The organism is Microcoleus sp. FACHB-68, from assembly GCF_014695715.1.
GTDB lineage: Bacteria > Cyanobacteriota > Cyanobacteriia > Cyanobacteriales > Oscillatoriaceae > FACHB-68.
The window spans coordinates 859,389-881,590 of the sequence record NZ_JACJOT010000008.1 but is presented as its reverse complement, the minus strand read 5'-3'; the positions used below and the strand labels follow the sequence as shown (position 1 = coordinate 881,590).

General features: G+C 47.1%; 21 protein-coding genes. 10 read left to right on the top strand and 11 right to left on the bottom strand.

What is annotated here, in order from left to right; genetic code table 11:
- The first annotated feature begins 249 nt into the window (after positions 1-249).
- Positions 250-876 (top strand): sugar transferase, encoded by a 627-nt coding sequence (locus tag H6F73_RS12665; RefSeq protein ID WP_190759089.1) that lies wholly within the window; start codon positions 250-252, stop codon positions 874-876.
- 231 nt (positions 877-1,107) lie between these two features.
- On the top strand, positions 1,108-1,650 hold the full coding sequence (gene pgsA / locus H6F73_RS12660; protein WP_190759088.1) for a CDP-diacylglycerol--glycerol-3-phosphate 3-phosphatidyltransferase: 543 nt from the start codon (positions 1,108-1,110) through the stop codon (positions 1,648-1,650).
- Between the two features lie 68 nt (positions 1,651-1,718).
- Here pgsA and H6F73_RS12655 read toward each other — a convergent pair whose 3' ends face one another.
- On the bottom strand, positions 1,719-2,333 hold the full coding sequence (locus H6F73_RS12655) for a hypothetical protein (protein ID WP_190759087.1): 615 nt from the start codon (positions 2,331-2,333) through the stop codon (positions 1,719-1,721).
- Positions 2,334-3,175: 842 nt separating this feature from the next.
- On the opposite strand from H6F73_RS12655, the gene H6F73_RS12650 reads away from it, so the two are divergent.
- Positions 3,176-4,126, top strand: a complete 951-nt coding sequence (locus H6F73_RS12650) for a DUF2382 domain-containing protein (protein WP_190759086.1) — start codon at positions 3,176-3,178, stop codon at positions 4,124-4,126.
- 376 nt (positions 4,127-4,502) lie between these two features.
- On the top strand, positions 4,503-5,495 hold the full coding sequence (locus H6F73_RS12645; RefSeq protein ID WP_190759085.1) for an S-layer homology domain-containing protein: 993 nt from the start codon (positions 4,503-4,505) through the stop codon (positions 5,493-5,495).
- A gap of 134 nt (positions 5,496-5,629) precedes the next feature.
- Here the strand turns inward: H6F73_RS12645 and H6F73_RS12640 are convergent, their stop codons facing one another.
- The 4 genes from H6F73_RS12640 to holA form a co-directional block, all read right to left on the bottom strand.
- A complete protein-coding gene (locus H6F73_RS12640; RefSeq protein WP_190759084.1) occupies positions 5,630-6,565 on the bottom strand; it encodes an NAD-dependent epimerase/dehydratase family protein in 936 nt (311 codons plus the stop codon).
- Positions 6,566-6,676: 111 nt separating this feature from the next.
- On the bottom strand, positions 6,677-7,351 hold the full coding sequence (gene surE / locus H6F73_RS12635) for a 5'/3'-nucleotidase SurE (RefSeq protein WP_190759083.1): 675 nt from the start codon (positions 7,349-7,351) through the stop codon (positions 6,677-6,679).
- Positions 7,352-7,845: 494 nt separating this feature from the next.
- Positions 7,846-8,331 (bottom strand): DUF4168 domain-containing protein, encoded by a 486-nt coding sequence (locus tag H6F73_RS12630; RefSeq protein ID WP_190759082.1) that lies wholly within the window; start codon positions 8,329-8,331, stop codon positions 7,846-7,848.
- Between the two features lie 345 nt (positions 8,332-8,676).
- Positions 8,677-9,663 (bottom strand): DNA polymerase III subunit delta, encoded by a 987-nt coding sequence (gene holA / locus H6F73_RS12625; protein WP_190759081.1) that lies wholly within the window; start codon positions 9,661-9,663, stop codon positions 8,677-8,679.
- 74 nt (positions 9,664-9,737) lie between these two features.
- Here holA and H6F73_RS12620 point away from each other — a divergent pair, with 74 nt between their 5' ends.
- Positions 9,738-10,481, top strand: coding sequence for a DUF1868 domain-containing protein (locus H6F73_RS12620; RefSeq protein ID WP_199330581.1), 744 nt, complete (start codon positions 9,738-9,740; stop codon positions 10,479-10,481).
- A 41-nt stretch (positions 10,482-10,522) separates the two neighbouring features.
- Here the strand turns inward: H6F73_RS12620 and H6F73_RS12615 are convergent, their stop codons facing one another.
- A complete protein-coding gene (locus H6F73_RS12615; RefSeq protein ID WP_190759080.1) occupies positions 10,523-10,663 on the bottom strand; it encodes a hypothetical protein in 141 nt (46 codons plus the stop codon).
- 6 nt (positions 10,664-10,669) lie between these two features.
- Between H6F73_RS12615 and H6F73_RS12610 the strand changes: the two genes are divergently transcribed.
- Positions 10,670-11,266 carry a cobalt-precorrin-8X methylmutase gene (locus H6F73_RS12610; RefSeq protein WP_242072431.1) on the top strand — a complete coding sequence of 199 codons (597 nt, stop codon included), beginning with the start codon at positions 10,670-10,672 and terminating at the stop codon, positions 11,264-11,266.
- A 30-nt stretch (positions 11,267-11,296) separates the two neighbouring features.
- On the opposite strand, the gene H6F73_RS12605 is transcribed toward H6F73_RS12610, so the two are convergent.
- Complete coding sequence (locus H6F73_RS12605; RefSeq protein ID WP_347239526.1) at positions 11,297-13,267, bottom strand: penicillin-binding protein 2; 1,971 nt, start codon at positions 13,265-13,267, stop codon at positions 11,297-11,299.
- Between the two features lie 171 nt (positions 13,268-13,438).
- Entirely contained in the window at positions 13,439-13,978 is a 540-nt protein-coding gene (locus tag H6F73_RS12600; RefSeq protein WP_190759078.1) for a hypothetical protein, read from the bottom strand.
- A gap of 417 nt (positions 13,979-14,395) precedes the next feature.
- Between H6F73_RS12600 and H6F73_RS12595 the strand changes: the two genes are divergently transcribed.
- The 3 genes from H6F73_RS12595 to H6F73_RS12585 all read left to right on the top strand — a co-directional run bounded on the left by H6F73_RS12595 (position 14,396) and on the right by H6F73_RS12585 (position 15,981).
- Positions 14,396-14,602: a hypothetical protein gene (locus H6F73_RS12595; protein WP_190759077.1), complete on the top strand. Its 207-nt coding sequence runs from the start codon at positions 14,396-14,398 to the stop codon at positions 14,600-14,602.
- A 363-nt stretch (positions 14,603-14,965) separates the two neighbouring features.
- Entirely contained in the window at positions 14,966-15,634 is a 669-nt protein-coding gene (locus tag H6F73_RS12590; RefSeq protein ID WP_190759076.1) for a glutathione S-transferase family protein, read from the top strand.
- A 29-nt stretch (positions 15,635-15,663) separates the two neighbouring features.
- Entirely contained in the window at positions 15,664-15,981 is a 318-nt protein-coding gene (locus tag H6F73_RS12585; RefSeq protein WP_190759075.1) for a glutathione S-transferase, read from the top strand.
- A 41-nt stretch (positions 15,982-16,022) separates the two neighbouring features.
- On the opposite strand, the gene ribBA is transcribed toward H6F73_RS12585, so the two are convergent.
- Positions 16,023-17,717 carry a bifunctional 3,4-dihydroxy-2-butanone-4-phosphate synthase/GTP cyclohydrolase II gene (gene ribBA / locus H6F73_RS12580; protein WP_190759074.1) on the bottom strand — a complete coding sequence of 565 codons (1,695 nt, stop codon included), beginning with the start codon at positions 17,715-17,717 and terminating at the stop codon, positions 16,023-16,025.
- Between the two features lie 886 nt (positions 17,718-18,603).
- Positions 18,604-18,891 (bottom strand): hypothetical protein, encoded by a 288-nt coding sequence (locus tag H6F73_RS26555; RefSeq protein ID WP_242072430.1) that lies wholly within the window; start codon positions 18,889-18,891, stop codon positions 18,604-18,606.
- Positions 18,892-19,343: 452 nt separating this feature from the next.
- Here H6F73_RS26555 and argC point away from each other — a divergent pair, with 452 nt between their 5' ends.
- The gene (argC, locus tag H6F73_RS12570) at positions 19,344-20,402 is read left to right on the top strand and encodes an N-acetyl-gamma-glutamyl-phosphate reductase (RefSeq protein WP_190759073.1); all 1,059 of its coding nucleotides are present in this window, start codon (positions 19,344-19,346) and stop codon (positions 20,400-20,402) included.
- 105 nt (positions 20,403-20,507) lie between these two features.
- On the opposite strand, the gene H6F73_RS12565 is transcribed toward argC, so the two are convergent.
- A complete protein-coding gene (locus H6F73_RS12565) occupies positions 20,508-22,076 on the bottom strand; it encodes a photosystem II high light acclimation radical SAM protein (protein ID WP_190759635.1) in 1,569 nt (522 codons plus the stop codon).
- Between the last annotated feature and the right edge of the window lie 126 nt (positions 22,077-22,202).

The following is a 22,202-nucleotide window of genomic DNA, read 5'->3' as shown; positions in this document are numbered from 1 at the left end:
CCGACTTGTTATCGGTAGTTTCCTGAATTTCTTAGAGAGAAACATGAGAACTTTACAAAACCGTTGCTAATTCAAAGATTCCGTAAATCTCAGTATTTATCACAGGGGTTTTCTTCTGGAAGTCCCTTAATATATAGCCTAGGAACACCTGACTTCTAAACAAGTTGTAGCTGAGCCGTGATTACTACTTCTAATTTCTCTACTTCCCTATCGAGCCATCCTTCTAGGTGTAACTCCACGAATGAGCTGATGTCGTATGAGCAAGAGTTGCATCCATCCGTAACGAATAAAGCCAAACGCTTGCTGGATATTTTGGGCGCTTTAGTTGGGTTAACAATTGCTATTGTTTTTGCCATTCCAGTCGCATTTTTGATGCAGCTAGACAATCCAGGCCCAATACTTTACAGCCAAATTCGTTGCGGTTATAAAGGGAAAAGATTCCGAATTTGGAAGTTTCGTTCAATGGTTGTAGGAGCAGACCGGCTCAAGCATTTAGTGAATAACGAAGCGAATGGGCATATTTTTAAAAATGAGAATGACCCCCGCATCACCCGTGTGGGCCGGTTCCTCAGACGCACTAGCTTAGATGAACTGCCGCAATTCTGGAACGTTTTGATCGGTGATATGAGTTTGGTAGGAACTAGACCCCCGACTCCCGACGAAGTTGAGCGGTATGAAAGCCATCACTGGCAACGCCTGAATGTTAAACCTGGTATAACCGGCGAATGGCAAGCGAACGGTCGCTCCACTATTAAAGATTTTGAAGAGATTGTTCGGATGGATCTGAATTACCAACTGAAGTGGTCAATTGTTTATGACATCAACTTGATCCTAAAGACAATTGCAGTTGTTTTTAATAAGAGTGGCGCTTGCTAAGCGCAGCAAACAGTAATTGCAAGGCTTGTATATAGTTCTGGTTGAACCTGCTGCTATTGCAGGTTTTTTTATTGAGTGCTGAGTTCTAAGTAAATAGTCTAGGTGGGATGCTTCTGTATAAAAGTATTTGGCCGGCAGAAAGCTTTATTCTGAAACTTTTACCGGCACATCTAAAATTTAAACTCCAAAATTGATATAAGCTGGTAGCCAGTCGCCGTGTTTTAAAAACGAATGACGCTTGCTAGCTGGATTACTTTATCTCGTCTTTTAGGAGTTCCCTTTCTCCTTTATTTGCTACACAACCCAACACCGGCACACCGATGGATTGGTTTAACCATTTTTCTGGTGGCTGCCGGCACAGATTGGCTGGATGGGTATGTTGCTCGAAAATTTAACCAAATTACCGATCTGGGTAAGTTTCTTGATCCCTTGGTGGATAAGTTACTGGTACTTGCGCCTTTGCTGGCATTTATAGAACTTAATTGGGTGCCGGCATGGGGCGTGTTTCTAATTTTGGCGCGGGAATTAACGATTGCCGGTTGGCGGGTTAACCAAAAAACGATTGCCGGTGCCAATATTTGGGGCAAGCTCAAAACCGTGAGCCAAATTCTAGCAATCGCCCTTTTGCTTGCACCTACGCCTGATAGCTGGAAAACCCCCGCCCTCATCGCCTTTTGGGTTTCCGTTGCTTTCACTTTAATTTCTGGCGCGATTTATTTGTTTCCCCCAAAAAGCGAGCAGCCATCCGCTGCCGGCAGTACCTTAGACAGCTGATGACTGATTGCTGATGCAAATTCCTGACTATGTAGTTGTATCAATTGCAACTAAAGATTTTAATCTTTTTAGACGGCACGCACGCCCGGTTTTCTCGCTCCCACAGAAGCGCCAATCATTGAGGCGACTAAACCGAGCAAAGAGCCGAAGATGAAGGACCAAGCTGCTTTGGCGGTGTTACCGGCAATGTTGCGAGCTTCAGCGTTGTTGATATTGGGGGCGTTGTTTGGTACGTTAACACCACCGGACTGTTGCGCCTGGTTAATGATTTCTCCAGCATTCGAGGCGACAACGCCGAAGGTTCCCGAAACTCCACTCGCCAGCAACCAAGAACTGATTGCTAAAGTGGTTGCCCAAAGAATGGCACCATTTAACAGAGCGGTTTTGCTGTTCATTGGGCCACAAGTGCGTGCCATCACCCAACCGCCAAGAAATAAAGCAATCAGCAAACTGATGATTGCCCAAATGCCCACACCCAAGGCAGCAGAACCGGCATCCGCTCCAGACGCGCCAGCACCCAGCCCAATTGCAGCCCCCAAGGCGCTTAAAACCAGTTGGGTGCTAATCGCAACGACAATTCCCGCAAAGATAGGACCCCATCTAACGCGATCGTGGTAGTCAACGACCGGATTTACAACAACAGATTCACCCACTCTATTTTCTGTGCGCTCTGAATATGACATAAACTCTTTACCCCATTTTACTACTGCTATATTGTCTATTTCCAATCAGAGCAATCTTATTGGATACTTAATTTTAGGTATAATTTTCAATAGTCATATCTATCGCTAGATAGAAGAATAAGTTAAACAGCCTACCTATCTAAACAAGCTTTTTTCAATAAAATATCTACCGTTAGATAGAAAATCATTTCATTATTTCATTCAATAATTGAAGGGTTTTCGCTAGAAAATTTATTTGATTGATCGAGTTCGTGCTACTCATTTCTCCAGTTTTTTTCCAGAGGTTTGTGATTAAAAAATCATAGCTTCATTGGCTATATTTGAGAAATTTTAAGCAAAATCAGCAATCAGCTAAGGTATAAAGCTCTTAGCTTGAAAGACTTATTAATACCCATCTGACAGCTATCTGTGACAGCACAAAAGAATATTTTGCTTAATTATTGCATGAATTATTTTCATTAAAATGTCTTTAAAATAGGAAGATTTTAAATATTAACCCTTTAATTTAAATATTAAAAAACAGCGGTTCGACCTTTTCCTGTCTTGCTTTGTGCTTGCCGGCAAAAAAAGGCGTTCGGGATGCGTTCTTTCGCCGGCTGACGGGAATTGCCAGCTAAGATGCCAGGGGCAGTTTTTACATAAGTGAATAGCTGTTTAGGTATCAATTTATAATTAAAAAGTCAATCCATCAATAGATTGAAAATAAATTTAAACCCCTTTCACTACAGTATTCTTCTTATTTCAGCGGCACTGATGAATCTGCCCGGAGAAGGACGGCTCATGGGAGAGAGCCATATAAATTAAGTGCAGAGGTCAAAGGATAAAAAGAGGACGATAAGAAAATGCCACTTTACAAACTAGAAGATTTTAATCCCAATTATCGCGAACAAGCTTTTGATGGCGAGGATATTAAAGGGCTAGATGTTTATGCCGGCAGCTCAGAGGAGAGGATTGGCAAAATTTATGACGCCTTAGTTGATGAAATGGGACGCTTCCGGTATCTCGTAATTGATACCGGCTTCTGGATTTTTGGCAAAAAAGTGTTGCTGCCGGTCGGTCGTTGCCGTGTGGATGTTAACGCCCAACGGGTTTATGCGATGGGGCTTGTGAGCAAAGAGCAAGCGGAACACTTGCCTGAGTACGATGAAAGCATGACGGTTGATTACGCTTATGAAGAGCGAGTGCGCGGGGTTTACCGGACTCCCAGCGTAGAAGGGTCATTACCCGTAGAAACATCAGCGCCGGTGGAAGCACCACGAGTCAGACCCGTTGCAACTCCAGTCACATCAGGACAAACGGTTGCCAATCCCTTCGGTTCAGCTCCTGATGAAGCTGAGCTTTACAACTATGATCGAGAACCTACGCTCTACGAGATGAACGAGCGTGATCATCAAAAGCTGCGGCTGTACGAAGAACGGCTGGTTGCAAATAAGAGCCGGCATCGGGCAGGTGCGGTAGAAATTGGCAAGCACGTTGAAACCCAAGTCGCACGTGCTGCAGTGCCGGTGGAGAAAGATCGAGTTGTGATTGAGCGAACACAGGTTAATCCTGGACAGTCGGTGCGTCCCGGTAGCGTTGATTTCCATGAAGGCGAAGTTGCGCGAGTTGAACTTTACGAAGAAGTTGCTAATATCAAAAAGCAAGCTTTTGTGCGCGAAGAAGTCAATATCAGGAAAGAAACTGAACAGGAAATTGTACAGGTTGAGGAAGTCCTGCGTCGCGAAGAATTAGACGTGCACACGGAAGGGCATCCGGTTATAGAGCGAAATAATCAGCCCAGAACTGACCGTTAAGTTACGTTTTTGAGGTTCTAAGTTGTGATGCCGGCACTAAATGAATGCCAGCGTCATAACTCAACTTCGGTTTTGCCTCACCAGTCAGTTGCGATGAATGCGCTAAGTAAGCGAACACAATTACGCGGGATGATGGAAAGCTTTCTAAAAAAGTGCCAATTTGGCAACACAGAATTGTTAAATTGACTTTTGATAGGTTTACCCAACTGCTGTTGATTGAGGTTTTCCTACTTAGCGCGAAACAACTGAGAAAATAATAAAAATGACGAGATAAATGTTTTTTAATTGAAATCATTTTAAAAATTTTCACTAATTAAGCTTTCCGCAGGCTTGTTTGCTACATCATAAACAACTTTAAAGTGAAGGAGGGTCTTTGATGAATAAAGAATTTGCAGGTATGTCAGCCGGCGCACTCTTGCTAGCGGTGGGCATCATGGCTGAGGCAACGTTAACGTTGGTTTCGTCCGCTCAAGGTTCAGCACCCAATGCATTTCGTGATGTCAAACCCGATTATTGGGCAACTCCCTTTATTCAAGCTTTAGCGAATAAAGGCATGGTTGCAGGTTATAGGGATGGAACATTCAAACCTGAGAAAGCAGTAGATCGCGATGAGTTTGCGGCAATGATCCGCCAAGCGTTCGAGCAAAAGCCGGTGAGAAGTATTCCCAGTGGAAGTACCTTTAAAGATGTTCCTAAAGGCTACTGGGGAGCGCCTCCCATTAAAGAAGCTTACGAAACAGGCTTTATGGACGGCACCCGCGATAATAAGTTTCTGCCGCAAAAACCGCTTTCTAGGACTGAGGCGTTAGTTGCTTTAATGAAGGGATTGAATATGTCCTATAAGCCATCGGCAACGGCAGCGAAGGCAACGACAACTCCAGTTTCAACGGCTACGACAACTCCAGCTTCTACTCCTCAAAGAAATCAACGTCGAGTTAGGGGAAACCCCTTGATGTTTCCCATAGCATCGACTGCCATGATGACACCGTTTTTACAGACCGTTTCGCAGAAGCCGGTTAATGCTGCTTCGTCGCCGCAGCCGGCTCAGAAAGCTGTGAGTACCACTCCAGCAGCAGTCGTCAATAAGCCAAAAGATAAGCTTGCGGCAGCGGATATACTTAAATTGTACTATCAAGATGCTGACAAGATTCCAAAAAGTTCAGTTAATGATCTAGCTGCCGCAACGCAAGCTAATATTGTTGTCAACTATCCAGATGCAAAGCTTTTCAATCCTGATAAGCTGCTGAATCGCGGGGCGGCTGCTGCGATCATTCATCAAGCTTTAGTCAAGCAAGGGAAGTTGGAACCCTTACCTAAAAATGTTGCGGCTTCTCAATACATTGTTGATTCTAGTTCTAAGAACAACTAAACTGCCGAAGTTCCTGAGGAAATTTGTGAGGGAAGTTTGGTTAGCCGGCACTCTGCTTAATTAGCATTGAACTCAAGGATAGGCTAACCACCGGCAACGGATTTGTACGTTTAATTCCCGTTGCCGGTTAAGTTTTAGGAAGCCGAAAGAATTTCGTCGTCTGTGGAGAAATCAACTGCGGCTTTCTCGCGACCGGCTGTTAGATAATCATTTTGGAATGAGTCTTTTAAGCCGGCAATCAAATCGTATTCTGGCTGCCAATTTAGTTCACTCATGGCTTTGTGAACATCAGCAAAAAAGTGCTGCACGCGCATGGGGAAGGCTTTGCGTTTGCCGAAATCAAATTTTTTGGGTTCGTAATGCACCAGTTGCACCGAGTCAGGTGATTTACCGGCTGCTTCGGCACAGGCACGGGCTAAGCCATCAAACGTGACATAGCGATCACCTGAGACATTATAAATCTGTCCGATGGCTTTTTCGTTGCCGAGTACCGCTGCCATTGCGTTGGCTAAATCTTGACAGTGACCAAATTGTGTGAAATGGGTTCCATTTCCAGGGATAGGAATCGGGCGATCCCGCACAATGCGGTCGAAAAACCAGGCTTCTAAATCGTTATAATTTTGTGGGCCGTAAATATAAGTGGGGCGAATAGAGGTAAACGGCAATCCCTGTTCTGCGAGATAGGCTTCCGTTTCATGCTTGCCTTTGTGCCGGCTTTTTGGGTCAACCGGATCGCCTTCTTTATGCGGCATTTGGTCAGATTTGAGATAGACGCCGGCAGAACTCATGTAAACAAAATGTTTCACCCGACCTTTAAATATTTCTGCGAGGGGCTGGGTATCACTCAGTTCGCGTCCATTATTATCAAAGATAGCATCAAATTCTTCTTGTTCCAGCTTTTCTTTTAGTTGGGCAGCATCTGTGCGATCCCCGTGAATTTGTTGCAAACCTTCAACGGGTGCCGGTTTTTTTCCACGATTAAACAGAACAATTTCGTGTCCTTGTTTAACCAAAATTTTAGTTAAATAAACCCCGATGAACCGGGTGCCACCCATGATTAGAATTCGCATTTTCCTCAATCCTCTTGATTTGTAGTTAGGCTACTTCCCCAGGAATTACACAGGAAGTTAGCTCTCTTTGTGACTTTAACAATTATGGAAAGGCGCGAAGCCGGCATTTTATTAAAGTCGCAGTTGAGTTACCGCAATTTTACCAGAGAAGCAGACATCAACATCAGTGCCGGTGGTGCGCTTTCTATTTGCATATTCTCCGAAGTAATAAAAGTTATCGCCTTCGATGCGATAATTGACCGGCAACGGATGGGAACAAGGCTCACAAAACACGACTTCTGGATCGGGATCTCCGGGTAGTAAATGTGGGAGATTGATGTTCCAGTAATTTCCAGGTTCGAGGGTTCTGTTGAATAAATCAGCTAATACATTTGCCGTCCATTTGGCAGCTACATCCCAATCAACATTTTGTTTGCCTTTTCGATAGTGGGAAACAGCAATTCCAGGGATGCGATGAAAGGCGGCTTCTCGCACGGCGGCGACGGTTCCTGATATGTAAATATCGGCACCCATATTGCCGCCGGCATTGATGCCAGAAAGCACCCATTTGACATCTGGGCAAAGATGCGTAATCGCAAGGCGGGTGCAGTCAGCAGGAGTGCCGGCGATTGCATACTCGGTTTCAGAGCGTTTGTGAACGTGGATCGGTTGAGTTGTGGTAACTCGATGCCCGCATCCCGACCATTCTTGTTTGGGTGCGACAATGATGCCGGCGTCGTTTACGGCTTTCTGAAGTGCCCTGATGCCGGGGGCGTCGATTCCGTCGTCATTGGTTAGAATTAGCATTTAAGTTAGTATGTTGAGTCCTAAAGCCATTATTAAGCTTCTCACGGTTAAAAAGCATTAGCCATGAAGCAGCAAAATTGGCGAGAGTCATTCACCACAAAAATAGCAGCCGGCATCAAAATCATTTTCCGTGCTGACATCATGCTGTGGCACTATTCGGATCTAAAAAAAAATGACATTCATCCTAGATTTTTATCTAAAATATCACATTAGGTTGCTACCGGCTTATAATCTTGCCCCATTAAAAATGTCGCCAAATTTGTATTAATAGAGGCGAATACTTTAACCCTATTGAAAGCTCTATAAAATTAGAGGACGATCCAGAGGATCGCCCCACTAAACTTATGTCGTGATAGCGCACCTTGTTGCCAATCTGGCTAGCCGGTTCTACAGATAAGTTATGTCAATCCCATTAGCATTTCTGAGCTAGACTGAATCATAAATCTCTATAAATTAGCCCCGATTTGCTGCAAATTTAAAACTTTTGTAACAGCCTAATTTTGTTGAATACGAAGCATTGCCTCTTTCACTTGCTGTTGCAGAGCCGAGTTATTTTGCAAGCTCACGGTAATTGCGTTAAATCGGGAAATTGTTAGACCGTTGCTTTCGACAATCTGCTTCGATTGATTACAGTAATTCACTGCAATATCTCTCACATTTCGGGGAAGTGAATTAATGCTACCGGCTTGGCTGCAAACAATATTGGGAACCTCATTAGACCCAATCGTGCTTTTAATTTTTTCATAAGCTTGCTGCCGGCCTTTCTCAAGAGCCAAAACAGTGCGAGCGTAGCTCGTTATCTCTTGATCATTAACTTGAGCCTGTGCTGCCTGGGTAAACACCAAGCCAGGTGAGCCGGCAGAAAAGCCAGGAATCAGCCCGGAAACTAAACCCACTGTGGAAAGAATGCCGACTGCCAGAAATTTCGAGAGTAATCGGCTGATGTGAATTTGAGAACCGTGATAGAAAAAATTAATCATGATTGCGTGGGACAAAAAACTAGAAATAAACCCGATACCAAATTTGAACTATTTTACAAGAGGGAAGTTCCAGGCTAAAACTTCCGGAAGTTATAAAAATCTGGAGATTTTCACAGGCGAGGCCATGACTCAATAAAACTCTCTGTAATCGCTCTGGATTTTATAGACAAAGCTGACTGCCGGCAAGCGTGCCTTTCGGACAGCGATTCGCCCTGGCAGTTAAGCCCTAAAGACTCTCCAGCGTCTTTTGACAACGATTCGTCTAGGGATTTTACGCAGTCAAAGGTATCTTTTTCTACCATATCTAAAAGATGGGAAATTTTATAAAAAGCTTTGATAAAGTCTTTATGAAAGAACTTGGCAGAGTTCAATGACTTTAGTTTGCAGAGCCGGCATTTCTTGGGCACCTCGCTTCAGGCTGATTTCTAACTCTAGCAACACCGGCAGAGCTTTTTGCAGTTGTTCAAACCTCAGATTTTTAACCTCCTGGCGCAGAAAATAAATTCGTTTGGGATTGCCCACCTCTGCCGCTTGTGCGATTCGCTCATCAGCCTCACCGGCATCCATCATCAGCCGCACCCACAACCACGTCCGAAACTGACCGATCAACGTCGCCACAATCCGCAAACCCGGTTCATTGCGATGGATTAAGTCCGACACAATTGCCAAAGCCGTCGCCGCATCTCCCGTGCGAATCGCAGCCGCCAGTTGCAAGCTATTTTGGGTACTAGAAATCGTCAGCGACGCCACATCTTCCGCACCAATCGCTTGATTACTCCTGCCGGCAGCATAAAGCCGCAACTTCCCCAACTCCGCATAAAGTTGTCGCGTATCATTCCCCACCGCTTGCGCCAGCATTTCCGCCCCATCCCCCGTCAATTTCACCCCAACATCATCAGCAGCCTCACGCACGTGTCTCACCAACTCATCCGTCTTCCAAGGTGGAATTGTTGCAAATTCCCGCACATTCTTGCCGGCACATTTTTGCAGCAACTTTGTCGATTTGAGGCGTCCATCAGGTTTGTTGCGCGTCGTCAGCAGCAGCACACAAGACTCTGGAATCACCGGCAGTGTTCGTTCCAACTGTGCCAGCAACTCAGGAGGACACTGCTGGCACAGCGTCGTATCCACCAACCAAACCAAACGATCGCCGGCACCAAACGCCGGGGTCATGGCTTGGTTAAGGGCCACAATCACAGCATCCGATTGGTCGGGTGGAATTTTATCATAGTTAAAACTCACCCAATTAGAGTCAAGGACGCGATCCCGGAGAGCGTCAACAGCTTTAGCAATCGCAAAGTCATCTTCTCCCCAATAGAGGTAAATTGGCATAAAGAGTACCTTAGATCGTGAGGCGATCGAGATTGGACGATACCTATCAGATTTACTTAAATCGGGTAGCGCGGATGATGCTGCTGGAAACATATCTATCCGGGCTACAGCACATTCAGGAGTCTCCGAAGTTTCAACCCACACCCGCTGGGGATCGGCAACCCGTGCCGTTTCCAGGCTATACAGTGACAACACCAACGTGGGAAGATGACTCGGAGAACACTGAATTTTACACTAACTTGCAGAACTGCCAACAACATCTGTTGCAGCAGTTAGACACCGGCTTATGGGTGCCGGTGCCGCCTGAAAGCTTTCATTTGACCTTAGCGGACTTGATTTGGGACGATGCCTACCGGCACGCCAGTAAAAATCCGGAATTTGAGGGACAACTCCGTGAGCAGATCGCTCAAAGCTTTAAGCAGTATGAGTCTGAAGTCGGCGGGGATGCTCAGGTTCGCTGGCAGATACTAGGGATAATGCTGAGAACCCGCGCCTTAGCGGTTTGTTTAGTGCCCAGAGACGAGGACTCTTATGAGCGAATTATCAAGTTGCGCCGAGCAATTTATCAAAATGCCGGTTTAATTGGTTTGGGGATTGAGCAACAGTATCATTTCACCCCTCATGTTACCTTGGGCTACTTTGGTGACGTGAGTCCCGATGTTGATCGTGATCGCCTCAGTGTCCTCCTACATGAGTACAACCAGCGCTGGATCGACGAAGAACCCCATGAACTCCGGGTGCGCCGCGCCGAAATTCGGAAGTTTGACGACATGACGCGCTACTATCGAGAGCCAGATTGGCCGGCTGTAGAGTTCTAAGTCATCCGTCATGGGACTTTTGAGGTAGTATCTCGGCATATCTAAGCAATGGGGAATGAGGCATGGGAAACAGAACAATGCCCCATGCCCCATGCCCCTACCTTTAGGTTGGCGAAGCCTTGACCCATTCCCCATGCCCCATGCCCCATGCCCCATTCCCCATAGATATGTTGCCCATTCATCCAATCATGGAAAAAAGCTTCGCCGCGATTGACCGAGAAATTGGCGAACACAACTTTAGCCCCGCTGAGTATGCAATTGTGCGGCGGGTAATTCATAGCACAGCAGATTTTGAATTTAAACAGCTCATTCACTTCAGTCCAGGCTCAATAGAGGGGGCAATCACAGCACTGCGCCGGCAGGTTCCCATCGTCACAGATGTCAGCATGGTTAAACAGGGGGTGGTGAGTTCTGTCAATCAAAGCTTTGGCAACCCCTTGATCAGTGCCGTTGAACAGGCACAGTCGGCGCTTGCGGGTAAAACCCGTACCGAAACCGGAATGCTGAAATGTTTGCAACAATGGCCAGATGCGATTTTTGTGATTGGGAATGCCCCCACTGCCTTACTCGCCCTTTGTGATCACCTCACCACCACCTCAACCCTGCCGGCATTAATCATTGGCGCACCTGTCGGGTTTATTTCGGTGATTGAGTCCAAGGCAGCACTCGCCGAGTTGCCGGTGCCCCAGATTCGCGTAGAGGGGCGCAAAGGAGGTTCGCCGGTTGCTGCCGCCATCCTCAATGCTTTAATCGTTTTAGCTTGGGGAGAAGGCGAGAGGGGGTGAGAAAGAAGCAAGCATGATCCGTTGCTTCGTTTAATGCTGGGTTCGTCCCGCTTGGGAAGGTGGAATGCCTTCAATGGCAATCAACGCGTCCATCACTAATTTCACAATCGGTGCCGCCACAGCGCCGCCACTGCCTCCATCCGGTTCATCAACCACGGCTAAAACAACATAACGGGGTGCCTCAACGGGAAAGATTCCCACAAAGCTAACGACTTTGGCATGCTCAGAGTAGCCATAACCGTTTGACTTTTGTGCTGTTCCTGTTTTGCCGGCAATCCGATAGCCAGAAATTTGTGCCGCTGTGCCGGTTCCATCGAGGACAGCTTCTTCCATCATTTTTAACACCGTCTTCGTTGTCTGGGGCGAGAAAACTTGGCGGGGAAGCGGTAACTCAGGCTGCCAGAACGCTTCACCGGCACTGTTATAAAGTCCACGCACGACGTGGGGCGTCACCAGTTTGCCCCCATTCGCCAGAGTGCCATGCAACTGCAACAGTTGCAGAGGAGTCAGCGCAAACCCCTGGCCAAATGCGGTGGTCGCTGAGTTCACCGGCGAAGCAGTAAACTCGACTTGACTTTTAATCTGGCTGGGGACTGCAAACGGCAGGTCAATGCCGACTGGTTGGCCCAGTCCCAGCCGTTCTAGCCAGCTATAGAAAACCTCCGGCTGCATTTGAGCCGCGACGTGTACCATGCCGACGTTGCTGGAATACTGCACAATTTCCGTCAGGGTCAAACTTCCCCGACCCCCGGCATACTCGTAATCCGCATTCGCAATGGGCCAATCATCCACGTAGACTAAGCCCTCGTCATGAAAGACGCTATTCGGCTGGACAGCACCGGCTTCTAGGGCAATCGCAACCGTGATTGGTTTGAAGGTTGATCCAGGCTCATAAATATCTGTCAGTGCCCAATTTTTAAACCGCGCCAAATCGAAGTTGTAGTATTTATTTGGGTCGTAGGAAGGCTCTGAAACTAGGGAAAGCAGCGAACCATCCCGCGCATCCATCACCATCACGGTTCCGCGTGCGGCTTCGTACTTTTCCATCTGCTGCTTGAGGGCTGAGCGAACGGCTCTTTGCAAGCGAGTGTCGATTGTTACCTGCAAGTTTAGGTCATCCACCGGCTCCACAGAGTCGCCTTGCGATGTCTTTTCTTCATCGCTTGTCTCTTCGAGATCCTCTTCGAGATCCTCTTCTGGAACCGAACGTTCTAACAAGTTCTGCTGGCTGTATTCCACGCCGGCTTGAGCTTGTTGGTCAACATCTATGTAGCCCACGATTTCTGCTGCCACATCTTGCTGAGGGTACAGCCGGGTGAAATGTTGAATCAGCTCTAAACCATCAATGCTTTCTCTAGTGATGCGATCTCCCACTTCTTGCGCGAGGAAATCAGCAACGCGAATGCCGGTATCTGCGCTTTTGAACAGCCCCTCTAATTCGCCGGCAGGGCGATCTAAAATCCGACCCAGTTGATCTGCGATCTGTGTCGCCGGCTTTTTAAACATCTGGGGGTGGGCATAGAGCGTGTAGACGGGCCGATCAATGGCTAATAAATTGCCATTGCGGTCAATAATTGGCCGTCGGGGGATTGGGGTGGGTGGAGCGACTTGTTGCTGTTGCTGGGCGCGTTCTCCTAACTCCTGTCCCTGAATAATTTGCAACTTAAACAAATTCAACCCTAACCCCAATCCACCAACGAGCAAAACTCCCCCAACCACCATTAATCGAAAGCGGTTGGCCAGTTGGGAGGAGGCGGGTCGGGACATTTCCCCCTGATTTTTTGCCTTGGCTGAGGAGCGGCGCTGCTTTCTTTTTGAGCTTGGCGCTGGCTCTTGACGGCGACGGGTTTTGGGATCAGAGAGGGGAACGCTTGCGCCGATGCGCTCTTGGAAGGATTCGCGCTCAAACTGTGTCTGCCGGGGTTTCTTGGATCGGCGTTTGTGCCGGCCCACACCTTCTGAAGACGGTGGCGTTGTAGAGTCCATAGTTCGCTCACTCACTCACGGTTTCTTGCTGCCAATTTGTCCTTTACAGATGGAAGAGTGCCGCACTCCAAGCACCCTCAGCGCTCGAATTTACGACGAGTGCGATTTTCAGCCGGCAACTGCTGGTTTGAGTTTTCCCAGGCGGTGATGGGGGCGCTTGATCCAGGACAAAGCACACTGACGATTTTAGTAACCCAATGGAGTTTTGACTGCCTCTTTTGAATCGGCAGACGACTGGGGAGCGGGTACAGGATGGATTGCCGGCTTCGTGCGGGGTGGCGCTGGCTCTAGAAAAATGATTTGGCTCGGATCTGGCGGGACTAATTCGCTCCCCGGAAGTTCTGCCTGCTGGGCAATTTGATGTTTGATCACGGCATTGGCGGCTGCTAGCTGTTGCTCTTGCCGGCGCAGACTATTGAGCTTGCGGGATTCTTTTCCCGACATCTGCTGACAATAAACTGTCCAGCCATAAACGCTTAAGCACGCGGCCACTGTGATTAACGTTAAAAGTGAGGAACTCTGCTGTATGCGAACGAGCCAGCTCAGCCATAAAGGGGTTTTGCCTGGAGTCGGCAGAATTTTAACGCTTTGGCTGCCGGTTAAAGGCGCGACGCTTGTTAGTTTTGCTTGAGTAATTGGCGTAATTTTCGCGCTGGAGCCGGTAATATCTGATTTTATAGACCGAAATCGTCGGGTAGAGTTAGTCGAGATCATTGCAGCAGACATAGACTTCACCTATATCAAGTAGGGATTTTCCCACCCAGGGGCGCAGAATTGATGATAGTTATCCTATATCACCCAATCACAGCACCGTTCGGCTAGTTTTCCCCACAACACCTCAAAAATTAATCACAACCATCCTAGCACCCGGCTGTTTTTGCACTAGACAAGATCGTTTCTTCGAGCGAGAAGGGACGACTCAGGGAAAATAAATGAATTTATGTGAAATTTTTGGCTAAATAGAGTATCTTATTCATCTAGCGGATTTCAATTATTGCCGCAAGCGCTCGATGAGTGGAACATTACGGTTTGGCCGGGTTCCAGGCTGAAAAGCGCTCGAAAACTGCGCGTTGTAAACCTTAGTTAGGAGGAAACGCCTCTTCCATCCACCTGAGGATGGGGTGATCGGCGTGTGAGAGTGTTATGAACAAAAAATTCTTTAGTTTCGCTTTAGTTCTTACCTTGGCCGCCGCTCTAGGAGCTTGCGGTGAGGGTGGTGGTGATACACCAGATGCCACTACGACAACTCCTGCTGGAGGAACTTCTTCTCCTGCAGCCACCACACCGGCTACGTCTCCGTCTCCTGCGGCGACAACCTCGCCGGCTAAGCCTCCCGCAAAAACTCCCTAGTTGGAGACTGGCTGATTTAAACTTTCAGCGCCTAAGTTTGGTAGCAGCTTTGGCATGAAAGTTTGAAAGGTAATCGGCTGGCAATCGCTCCTCACAATTTCGGTTGGCCTAGTTGCAAGATTGCCAGTATTTTGCATCTGACTGTTTACAGTTACCTAATTGTTGAATAACAGCCTGTTAACTCAGCAGCTAAGATCAGCTAGTCTTGTATTCGCCTGAATCAAGCCTAGCTATTTTCGCTTTTTTTTAATAAAAAAGTCATCAGAATAAACTGCCGATTAAAAGAGTTTAATGAAGCGATTGGTAAATGCCAGTTTAAAAGAGAATGGGATAGACAAAGGGGTTGGCTGTTAAACTTTTTGAATGCTTTTACTGCAATTTAGTACCTCTCATTACTGCCGCAAGGCTCGCTTAGCTCTGGGTTACAAAAAGATAGCTTACCGAGTTGAAAATTTAACCCCTGGAGCACACGCCCTTAAGCTCAAGCCACTGACAGGGTTGACGACGCTGCCGGTATTGTTACCAGAAGTTGAAGGAACACCGGCAGCAATTGGAGACTCGACGCAAATTTTGAAGTTTCTGGACAGCTACTGTCCCGATCCGTCGCTTTCGTTAGGTGATCACCGGCAGCAAACAGAAGCGTTGATGTTGGAAGATTGGCTTGACGAAAGCATCGGCACAGCCACTCGCTTTGTTTATTACGATTTTCGAGCGGGTGCCGGCAAACAGATTGACCCCTCGTTATTTAGTCAGCTAGTAATTGGGGTGGTGCGCCGGCAGTATGGCATTAAGCCTGCATCTGTGCAGCTAGCTGCTGATCGCCTTGCCGGCGCAATGGAAGAACTCTCTAGTCGGTGGCAGAACAGTCCTTATTTAGTTGGGGATAAATTGAGTGTTGCAGATATCGCCGCCGCCGCGCTGCTAAGTCCCCTGGCGCTGATTCCCCAATACCGGCAAGATTATCCCTGGCTATTTGAGCGGATCGTCGAAATCCATCAAATCTGCGGCGAACCCCTGCCGCCTGGATTATAAAAGAAAAGGTAACGAGTGAAGGGACAACAATGAAGCGCATCCCATTACTTAAATTTGGTGCCGGTTTTGGTGTTTTGCTAGGGTTAACCCTGGGAAGCGTTGAGCCGGCATTTTCTTTGCCGCCGGCAGAAGAAATACCAGAAGAAATCTTACGGACAGAAATTTTTACGGAAGCACGTTCGCCGGTAGACGGCAAACCCCTGACGGCAGCTGAGTATGCGGAACTGAAAGCTCAGTTAGAAACTGGGCCGACACCCCGCTTAAGCTCTGAAGTTCGGCACGTCATTTTTCAGCTACGTGTTCGCAGACTGATTCGTACTATTATTCCGTTTAACATCGTGCCTTAGACAGGATTGTAGGGAGCGTTGCTCACGCCCCCTAAAACTTGCTACTCGGCACTTTTTTCTTGACTAAACGTGTAAATCTTTTGCAGTTCTAGATGCTCGCAGACAACGGAAGGCAACTGGTTGCGGGGAACGGGTTGACGATCTAATTGCACACCTAAACTGGTCAGGGGATCGCCACCGGCAGACACCAGAAATTCTAATTGCTGGATTTGCGGCCAGCCGGCGAGGGTGTCCAGGATCTGGGCCATCGCTTGCACGTAAGGGTGTCCGGGTTGCTCATACCAATCTGATGCCGCCAGTTCTGCTTGATCAAAGCCTAAATGGAACGTCAGCGCCGGCTCACCAAATAGGGCAATGGTGACAGGACGCGCTTCTTCTTGCAGCAACAGGTTATGAACATTGCCCAAATGCCGCAGTTTTTCCAACAGTTCATAACGTTCGGTGGCCGGCAGCGACTCATCTTGCCAGTGAATGGCGACTGTCACCAAATAAGTCTGCAACAGTAGATGCCCTAATTTTTCGGCTTTTGTGTTGAGATAGGTGCAGTTATAGGGGTTCGCTTCAATTAACAACGGCAGCCGGTCTACCACTTCCAAACCATAGCCCTTCAGGCCGGCAATTTTGCGCGGGTTGTTTGTAATCAAGCGGATTTTCTTCACGCCTAGATCGTTGAGCATTTGCGCCCCAACGCCGTAATTACGCAAGTCTGCGGGGAAACCGAGGCGTTCGTTCGCTTCCACCGTATCCAGCCCCATATCCTGCAATGAGTAGGCTTTCAATTTATTAACCAGCCCAATACCGCGTCCTTCTTGGCGCAGGTAGACGACAACACCGTTGCCGGCATTCTCAATCATTTTCAGCGCCGCTTGCAATTGCATCCGGCAGTCACAGCGCAGGGAACCCAAGGCATCGCCGGTGAGGCATTCGGAATGCACCCGCACCATTACGCCGGTGTCTTGAAACTCTGTGGGATCTCCTTTAACAATTGCGACGTGTTCGGTATTATCCAGCAGGTTGCGATAGGCGTAGATATGAAACTGACCGAATTCTGTCGGGAGAACTGCAACCGTCTCGCGGCGAATAAATCGGTCGTGTTGCAACCGATAACTAATTAAGTCGGCGATGCTAATGATTTTTAGCTGGTGGTGTTTTGCGTATTCCACTAACTCGGACAGCCGCGCCATCGAACCGTTAGGATTTTGGATTTCGCAAATCACACCGGCAGGATATAAGCCGGCCAGTCTGGACAAGTCTACAGCGGCTTCTGTGTGACCGGCCCGTTTTAATACGCCCCCGTCTTGCGCCCGTAGGGGAAAAATATGGCCCGGTCTTCGCAAATCTTCGGGCTTTGTGGCTGGGTTAATGGCCACTTGGATGGTGCGGGCGCGGTCTTCCGCTGAGATGCCGGTGGTCACGCCCAGGTTGGGTGCGGCGTCAATGCTGACGGTGAAAGCGGTTTGATCTTGCGCGGTGTTTTTGGTGACCATTAAGGGCAAATCCAATTCATCCAAGCGATCCCCGGTCATGGACAAACAGATTAAACCGCGTGCTTCCACCGCCATGAAATTAATCATGTCCGGCGTGGCAAATTGGGCGGCGCAGATTAAGTCGCCTTCGTTTTCCCGGTTTTCGTCATCGACTACCACGATCGACCTGCCGGCCTTCAGGTCTGCCAAGGCGGCGTCTATCGAGTCAAATTTCACAAATTGCGTTGAGGGATGTTGCGGCGATTCCACAGAGACGTTCCAGCCAATTAGTCGTAAAGTTTTCTATAGCCTAATCTTTTGATTGTAGCCCTTTTACCGGCTCTGTAAACATTCAACGCTTGTTTAACAGCTTTTTGGGGCTGGCGACCGGATGCTAGTTATTATATGGAATACTTTGTGTGTCGAAACGGGTAAACTTTTTGGGCCGGGGGTTTTTCCTGATTTTGACGGATATCGTTAAGCTTTTGAGCAACCCTTTTTTTCCAGCTTCTAATTGCCTGATTTCTCACATTAATTGTTTAGAGGCAATGTCAAAGCCGTCTAATAAATTGCTCTGTTAACTGTAGCCGGCCTACCGTCTAATATTCGGAAAGGCTATAAATAGCCCTTGCCGCCTGATGCTTATTTAAATGGTTGTGAGAGTTAGATTGCAGAAATCTGCCGGCTCACTTCTTCCCAAGGCGCTTTTTGGCTTAACTTGAATGCACTGTCCCTTCCCTACCACACTCAAGCAATTTTAATTGCTTACCTTCTTGGGAATAGACTTTTTTTATCTGATCAGGAGATGGGTTGGCTTTATGACGCTGGAGTTGCCGGCAATAAGTTTTTAATCTGAAATAAAAAGTATTTTGACATTTTTAAATTTTTAAATTTTACATTTTTCTCTTAACAAGCGCTGTAATTTCATTTTTTAATAATTTTTTTAAATTTACTTCAAAAAAAATCTTACAGATGTTGGCAATTTCCTAAAGTCACTTTAGGGAAAAGCAGATCCTTAAAAAAAAGAATATTTAACCCCAATCAATTTCCATCGGCTTTTATAGCACGCATAATACAAGCCACTTCTAACCGTAAAGAGCTTGTTTTTGATTCATTTATGGAATCTGGAACGATTGCTATTGCTGCGTTAATGCTATCACTTCTGGCCTTTGGCATTGAGCTTCGCCAAGACGACTGCGAGATTACCGTAACTGACTTGAGGATTTTTTACGATAAAAGCAAATTCAGACATTCCAATTATCTTTATTTTCAAACCGGCAATATTTGTAAATGTGATAATTTCAGACCTTGAGAGTGCTTGAGTGCAGCGTTTGCTCGCTTGTGGCTGCGGGTTGCTGTTACCCCAGCAAACTTGTTGGTGAAATCCTGTAAAAAAAGATACCTTTCTCCAAAGTTCCTTCAATCGTTCACTGAGTGATATCATTTTTTGTTGCGGTTGCATCCCCTAGGGGGGGAATTCTCACCCAAAAGTTATCAATTCTGTTGTGTAAAACGAACTGAACTGCTAATCTGAACATCTAAAATCTAAAATGGTAAGACACTCTTAGGGCTTTTCCTAAGTACACAATAATATTGAAGAATGCGGCATTTCTCATGCCGCGTTCAATGCCATCAATGCAGTTATGACGCACGCTGGCTAGTTCGGCTAATTGTTATGGGCACAGACACCTCGCTTGGCAAATGCTTTAAGCTCAGAATGTGATCTCACCCTAAAAAATAGGGGCGATAATAACTGGAAATCCTAAGACTTGAGTGTTAGTGTTTGACGTAGCAGAATCAAAAGGTTGTGTAAAACGCTCTTTAGAACTCAACCTGGTATAAAATTCAGCAAAAGCTAACCCCTCGTTTAGGAAAACGCTATAAGGAGAAAGGATTATGGATGATTTAGAACGGCTGCCGGTTGGTATTGTAGGCGCGTCAGGCTATGGGGGGGTGCAGTTGGTGAGGTTGCTGATGGATCACCCAAAACTTAAACTGGCTTATTTGGGAGGAGACAGCAGCGCCGGCAAATCTTTCTCCGATCTCTATCCCCATTTCGGTAATTTTGTGAACCAGGCGATCGAGTCGGTGGATGTAGAAACCATTGCGGAACGCTGTAAAGTAGTCTTTCTCTCCTTGCCAAATGGTTTGGCATGGAAAATGGCACCGGCACTTATCGAGAAGGGGTGCAAAGTTCTCGATCTTTCTGCTGACTACCGATTTTCTAATTTAGACACTTATACGACATGGTACGGCGGAGAACGTACCGATGGAGAAACTGCTGTCAACGCTGTGTACGGTTTACCTGAACTTTACCGGGAACGCATTAAAGAAGCTCAATTAGTCGGTTGTCCCGGTTGCTATCCCACTGCCAGTTTATTAGCGCTTTCACCACTGCTCAAGCAAGGATTAGTTTTGAGCGAAACTGTAATCATTGATGCCAAATCTGGCACCTCTGGCGGTGGGAGACAAGCGAAAACAAATATGTTGCTCGCTGAGGCTGATAATTCTTTAGGGGCTTATGGAGTGGCGCGTCACCGGCATACCCCAGAAATCGAACAAATTTGCAGCGATCTAGCCGGCCACGAAGTTTTGGTACAATTTACCCCTCACCTAATTCCAATGGTGCGCGGGATTTTGTCTACCGTCTACGCCACCCTACGTGATCCTGGGCTAGTGCGGGAAGATTTAATTACCATTTACACCGCTTTTTACCGATCTTCTCCTTGGGTGAAGATATTGCCCAATGGGGTTTATCCTCAAACCAAGTGGGCTGCCGGCACAAATCTGTGTTATATCGGCGTGGAAGTTGATCCCCGCACAGATCGGGTGATTGTTATGTCAGCGATTGATAATTTAATCAAAGGACAAGCCGGTCAAGCGCTGCAATGTCTTAACTTAATGATGGGCTGGGAAGAAACTCTGGGATTGCCCCAAATGGGTTTTTATCCGTAGCTTAGAGGACATAGCATTCGGGTGATAAATGTTTAGTTTATTCCCGATTATTATCCTCCGAATGCTATGCCTGTACGACTTTATGGTTAAAATCTTGCCGGTAAATTAAGCCGGCAACAACTGTTTCTCCTTGACCTCAACCGGCGCAGATAAGGCTTCTTCCAAATCTGCACAACCCAGCTTTTCCTCTAAAATCTTCATCACTTCCCGCCCAAAATCGTTGGGATTTTGCCGCCAAGCTTGCAGGCAAACTTCTCCAAAGAATGAGCCGAACGGTTCAGGATTCCAAAGCAATTTTCGAGCTGTCCACGGCATGATACTCATCGGATCGTAACCGGGTTTGAGAATATCCTTCTTAAAGGCATATTCTTCTAAATGGGTGTGGGGTTGCAAGCCGATAAAGAAAATGGCCGGCTCAACTTTATCCGCCCCAAAAATCCGCTCTAATTCCCGATGATAGGCAATCGTCTGGCGAATCGTTTCATAAGTTTCGTCTATCACGTTAAACGAATAGTTAACCGAAACCAAATCATTGAAACCGGCAGCTTTTAAATCGCGGCAGTTTTCTAATACGGTGCGGAGGTTGTAACCCATTCGCATTTTCCGAACCAGTTCTTGGGAACCGCTAGTGATGCCAATTTCAAAATAATTCATGCCGGTTTTTACCATCAAATCGCACAATTCGGGCGTTAAGTTATCCGCCCGAATGTAAGCTGCCCAGTGGATATCATCCATGCCGGCATCAATGATTTTTTGCAACAGTTCAACGGCATCATCAATAAATTTCCGCGCCGGAATAAACTGAGCATCTGTAAACCAAAAATTACGAATCCCGCGATCATAAAGCTGGCGGATTTCTGCCACCACTTCATCTGCTGGATTAATTCGCACCTGCTTGCCTTCAATTACTGTGTAAATGCAATAGCAGCAGTTATGAGGACAACCGCGCTTGGTTTGTACCCCAACATAAAAATCTTCGTCGTGAAGGTAATATTGAAATTCCGGCCATATTTTCTCGATATAGTCGTAATTACAGGCCGTTTTCTCAATATTAGTGGGTTGTTCGTGAATCATGCGATCACGCGGTTTGGTTTCTCCCACCACATAACAGCGTTCATCACTAATATCTCGATTGGCAAGCAGTTTTTCCAGCAGCGCTTCACCTTCACCGACTGAGATAATGGTTCCCGCCGGCAGACTGCGCCCCAGTTGTTCATAGAATACGCTCACCGCACCTCCACCGACAACCGCACGGGCATTTGAGTGGTATTTTTGAGCGCGTTGCAGTCCCCGCTTAATCAAGCCTTGGTTGCGCCACAGTTCAGTATAGTAAGCCGTGGTGATCCGCAGTCCTCCCAGTGCCCCCCGCAGCTTCACGAAAGGATTTTTGGCGTAGTAGAATTCAAAGGCATTCTGCAAAGGATTGCCGCCTCGTCCACCGACTGGGGCATAAATCTGAATATCTCGCCAAGAGAATACCAGCAGCGTTGGCTGAAATTCATCTACACAAGCATCTAACGCGCCGGCGAAATCTAAAGGCGGCACTGTTCCCAAGTCAAAAATGCGCTGTTCTGCTTCTGGAAACAGCTTGTGGACGTGATCAGCCAGATAAACAACCCCGATGGGAAAGATGGGATTGCAAGGCAGGCGGACGTAGAGGATGCGATTTTCCATACCGGCTTGGGGGTTAAGCATTTATGAAAGTTTTTTCATATAACTTTACTATAGTCGCAGTTGAAAGCCGCCTATCTTCAGATGGCGGATGAAAACTTTGTCGCGCTGAAAAGCGCCGCTCTTACA